4 protein-coding genes and 1 tRNA gene are annotated in these 4728 nt (G+C 55.7%); 2 read left to right on the top strand and 3 right to left on the bottom strand.

Annotated elements, in window-relative coordinates; translation table 11 throughout:
* Positions 1–661, bottom strand: a 661-nt coding sequence (locus ABJK56_RS20050; RefSeq protein ID WP_347246482.1) for a DNA gyrase subunit A, incomplete at its 3' end; no start/stop codon positions are given.
* Between the two features lie 610 nt (positions 662–1271).
* On the opposite strand from ABJK56_RS20050, the gene ABJK56_RS20045 reads away from it, so the two are divergent.
* Positions 1272–1354: transfer RNA gene (locus ABJK56_RS20045), tRNA-Leu, on the top strand.
* 400 nt (positions 1355–1754) lie between these two features.
* Positions 1755–2534: an SGNH/GDSL hydrolase family protein gene (locus ABJK56_RS20040; RefSeq protein WP_347246465.1), complete on the top strand. Its 780-nt coding sequence runs from the start codon at positions 1755–1757 to the stop codon at positions 2532–2534.
* Here the strand turns inward: ABJK56_RS20040 and ABJK56_RS20035 are convergent.
* Together ABJK56_RS20035 and ABJK56_RS20030 are read right to left on the bottom strand one after the other, a co-directional pair.
* Positions 2528–3565 (bottom strand): tetratricopeptide repeat protein, encoded by a 1038-nt coding sequence (locus ABJK56_RS20035; protein WP_347246464.1) that lies wholly within the window; start codon positions 3563–3565, stop codon positions 2528–2530. The two genes, ABJK56_RS20040 and ABJK56_RS20035, sit on opposite strands and share 7 nt — an antisense overlap.
* A gap of 165 nt (positions 3566–3730) precedes the next feature.
* The gene (locus tag ABJK56_RS20030) at positions 3731–4432 is read right to left on the bottom strand and encodes a hypothetical protein (protein ID WP_347246463.1); all 702 of its coding nucleotides are present in this window, start codon (positions 4430–4432) and stop codon (positions 3731–3733) included.
* Between the last annotated feature and the right edge of the window lie 296 nt (positions 4433–4728).

Raw genomic sequence — 4728 nt, 5'->3', positions numbered from 1 at the left:
CCCTTGCGCGAATAACGATGGTCCCGTGACCGGTCAAATACCCCTGACGAATTCCCCGTCGCCCACAGATGATGCCCCCGGTTGGGAAATCCGGACCGGGAACGATTTCCATGAGTTCGTCAATGGTGATATCGGGATCGTCAATGAGTGCGATAAGAGCGTCGCAGATCTCAGTGAGGTTGTGAGGGGGAATCTCGGTGGACATGCCCACCGCAATGCCGGTGGCCCCATTCACTAGCAAATTGGGGAATTTGGACGGAAGAACGGTGGGCTCGAGACGCCGTTCATCATATGTGGGAACAAAATCCACGGTGTCCAGGTCCAGATCCTCCAGCATCATCGCGGCATACGGCGACAGCCGGGCCTCTGTGTAGCGCATGGCCGCCGGGGGAAGCCCGGCAATCGATCCGAAATTCCCCTGCTTGTCGATAAGGACATAGCGCATATTCCATTCTTGCGCCATCCGGACAAGCGTGGGGTAAATGACGCTCTCGCCGTGGGGATGATAATTTCCGCTCGTATCACCGCAGATCTTCGCGCATTTGACCCGTGCCGCGCCGGGCGTCAGGTTCAGGTCATTCATCGCCACAAGAATGCGGCGCTGCGAGGGCTTGAGACCGTCGCGGACGTCGGGTAACGCCCGGCTAACAATCACACTCATAGCATATGTGAGGTAGCTCGACTTGAGCTCGTCCTCGATGGGAAGAGGAATCAGACGGTTGCCGTCGCTGTTACCGCCGACTGCAGAGTGTGTGCTGGCTTGGGGGGTATTTTCCGCTTCAGGAAGATCCGTTGCGTCAGACATAATCACACGTATCCGTAACCGTGAGGTGGGAAATCTCTACCAAAACGAGCGTTTCCTGACTGGGATTGCACGGACAGCCCGTCAATTTCGCCGGAACCGAATCCTCCACCGCAGGAAGTGAATGTTCTGCCGTGGATTAGTCGGTCAGACCTTCGGACTCCACTGCGGAACTGCTCAAAAGATCCAGTCTACCAGATTGGAACGCTGCTGGCAATCGTGGCTTGTTTCGCAATGTAATGCGTAAGTTATTGGCACACAAACACTTGTGCGGTGGCCTTTGCGTTCACATTGCACCGGGACTTGCCATCCCGTCGGTTTACGAGGATACTTAAGAGACATAAAAAGACGGGGCGCGCGGGCTGGGAGCTCAGGAAGTGCGCCGGGTGCAAAGGTTGTAACCGTCGCAGCCGGATGCGGTAACGAGAACCCGCCCTGCGGCTTGCCGCTTGCCGTGGGGAAGGACTGGGCCGGAGTGGCGGAATGGCAGACGCGCTGGACTCAAAATCCAGTGGCCTTCGGGCCGTGTGGGTTCAACTCCCACCTCCGGCATTGGCGCGAGCGGCTGAGTTCGATGGCCACCGAGTGTGAACTTCTAAACTGTTTCGACTTATCTGTGGCTCCCGTATTGCTACGGCATTCAGTGCTATTCCGCGTCATGAGCTTCTGCGGACTTCGCAGTTTGGTGTTTTCCTTGTTGTGTTTGCTATGTTCTGCCGTTTTCGCTTCCTTTTCGCCGGGGTGAAGCAAAGGTGCGCAGGTAGCGAGGTCTGAACCGGTAGGTGGCGAATGGAAAGCCTCTCACCAGATCGGGCGTTTTACGTCGGCCCACTGGCGTCCGGTCGAAAAACGAGCTAATCTTGGCAAAGCGTAGCGAGTCGACGTCACTAGGGATGGCGCGGTCAATTAATTTCGGTGGCTCATGTATGCCCGAGACATTGGGGGTGCAGCGATGGTCCGAAAAGTATTGTTGTTTTTGGTTTTAACCGGGTGTTACAGTACGCTTGCGGCGGCTAAGGAAGGGCAAAAGCCTATCGATCCGGTCTTAGAGCGAATCGACTTTATTTACAGCGAGATGTCTCCATTGCAATGGACGCCGCCAGCCGACCGTTGGCGGTATCTGGATCGGACGATGGAAATTCTTCGGCGCGGTGGAACTCTCCGGGTGGTCATGCTTGGCGACAGCATCGTCAACGATACAAGTCGTTCTGCATGGGAAAAACTTGTCGAGCGTCACTATCCCGGTGCTCATATTGAAAAGATCACGTCCGTCCGCGGCAGCACGGGTTGCTGGTATTACAAAGACCCCGTTCAACTTCAAGAGTATGTCCTCAAATACAAACCTGATCTACTTATGATCGGGGGCATCAGTCATCGCGACGATATCGAATCGGTGCGGGAAGTCATTCGCCAGGTTCGAGCGGAATTGGACCCAGACCCTGACATTCTTCTGATGACGCCTTGTTTCGGGCACAAGGACCCGCGTGTCGATCCCGAGTGGACTTTTGAGATCCCATTAGAGGATAACAGCTTTCGCGGGCGATTGAAGAAACTCGCTGAAGAAGAAAAAACGGGGTTTCTGGACATGACGGGACCATGGGGGCAGTACATCCGAACGTGCGGCGAGGATATCTATTGGTTCAAGCGGGATATCGTTCACGCGAACGCGAGGGGTGAGGCAATCCTCGGAAGAATTCTCGAGAGATTCTTTGCGCCCTCGCCTGTTCAATAAGGGTTTCCGCCTTCTGGGGCGGAGGAAAGCTCTGATTGTTGCTGGACACGTTGGGCCCAGGATGATCGGGCCACGTCGAGCTGGGTTTGAGTGCTCGGACGATCCCTGAGACCCAGTCGGAGTGTGCCGGAAGACGCCTGAAAGCCGGCCTGTTTGATCTGGTCGGACGGTGACTGCTCGTCTGAACCCGCAATCGACTCAGGTGCGTTTTGATACGGTTGCCACGAACGGCTGGCAAGCGCATTTTCGGGAAAGAACGATTGCCCAGTGGAAAGTCGCACGAGGCTTTCCCTTGCCGGTCCGTGACCAGGATTGATTGCGAGGGCCTTTTCAAGTGATTGCCGCGCCGCGTCGACCTCCGTCCGGATCCACTGAACATACGCCAGATTGTACCACGCGTCAGCTTCACTTCCACCACGGCGGAACTGCTCAAGAGCTTCCTGGTATCGGCCCTGGTAACCGTAGACAAGGCCCAAATTGTTGCGGTATCGCTCGTTGGCAGGGGAAATGCCAACTGCTTTGAGCAGTGCCCGTTCGGCTTTGTCAAGTTTCCCCTGTAGCAGGTAGCAATAGCCCAGGTCGTTAAATAAATTTGGATCTTTCGGATTGAGCCGAATGGCTTGCGTATAGAGCGATTCGGCCTCCAAGAACCTCTGCTGGCGGTCACAGACAACGGCGAGGCGGTGGTACGCCTCGTACCTTTCGGGGGCCCAAACAATCAGCCGTTCGTAGATTTCGCGGGCTGCGTCAAGTTTTCCGGCTCGTTCCAAAGTCCGGGCTTTTGCAAGCTGGGCGATATATTCGGAATCCCGCTGAGAGTTCTTTTTCGGTTGGGTGGGAGACGACGCCTGATCGGGCGCCGCGTTTTTGGAGGCCTGAACATTGAGACCGGGAGTGGGACGGCTACTCCCGGTCGTCATACTTTCGGGGGACCAAGGATACGAGCGGCACCCGCACCAGGTGAGAGTGCTGGCGATCACCAGCCCCGTGACCGCCGCCCATGTTTGTTTATTCCGTTCGGTCCGTGTCATAAACGGTGAACCGTTCTATTCGGATGAAGGCTTCTCCGGGGCCGACCCAGGCAGAAGGGAGTGGGCCATTCCAGGGATGCGATGATCGGCCGACTGTATGAACTGTATCGAAAAGAACGGCCCTTTGGCTTGACACAATGTGTTTTCACCGCGGGTGGATCGCCGTCATTGAGTGGTCTTTTCTGATTCGGCGTTCTGTTGAGATGGTGGCACCTGTGCTTTACGCGGTGGGTTGAATACGCGTGGAACAGTTGGCTTGCGATTAGCCGCCTTGATTCGGTTCACGGCGGATCGCCCCAGGTGTTGGGAAAGGATCTTGTCGGCTTGAATAAGGTTCTCTCGCAATGTGTCTGTTTGTCGGGAATCATGGTCTGCGAGATCGTCCTGCGGAATGTCGTCCAAGAGGTCGAGCAACGCCTTAATGACCGGTGACTTTGGTCCTTCGAAAGATGGAGATTTGCCCCCATCTGTTGAGGGTTTCTGCTCTTTCCTCTCGGATTGTTCAGAGGTTGCACGCGGTGTTTCGGGAGACTTCACCGCCTGCACAAGTTGCTTGTCGGAATCGAGGAGGATGCGACGCAGTTCCCGTTTTTGTTTCGGATCGACATTCGGGAGATTGTCGAGCGCTTTTAGGAGCCGACGCACAATCTCCGTGCGGACTTGAGTGTCGCCTTTCGACTGAAAGTCTTGTTCCCGCTGGGTGGTGGGAGCCTCCATTTGAGGGGACGAGCTGGTTTTGGGGGCCTCGGCGAGATTTGCTTGAACGGCTGCCGGATCCGTCCCGCCCATGGAAAGCCACGTGGCGGTGCGCAGACCAGCGATGACGAGAAAGCCGATTCCGATAACTCTCAAGAAGGGGTAGCCCATGTCGTATGCCTTGCCGTGCCAATGATGAAGACATCCCTCGTGCTGTTAAACTAGGTGTCCTGGCTATATGAAATATTTTAGTTAAACGGGCGAAGAAAGCAAAAGTACGAAATAAGAAGAAATCCAGTTGGGCATCGCATGAGAAAAGGGACCCGGCAAGGCAGCAATCTCAGGCGTAGCGTTTCAGAATCCAATCCATCAGCCGCGGGGCCATCCTGCTCAGCAGAACCATACCCTTCCCCCATGCATGGGGGATGATTTCTGCACTGCCTCTTTTGATGGCCCGTACCATGCGC

The sequence above is a fragment of the Thermogutta sp. genome (assembly GCF_039793925.1).
Taxonomy (GTDB): Bacteria; Planctomycetota; Planctomycetia; order Pirellulales; family Thermoguttaceae; genus Thermogutta.
Note: the sequence above shows the minus strand (reverse complement) of the source record. Positions and strands in the feature narration are given on the sequence as shown.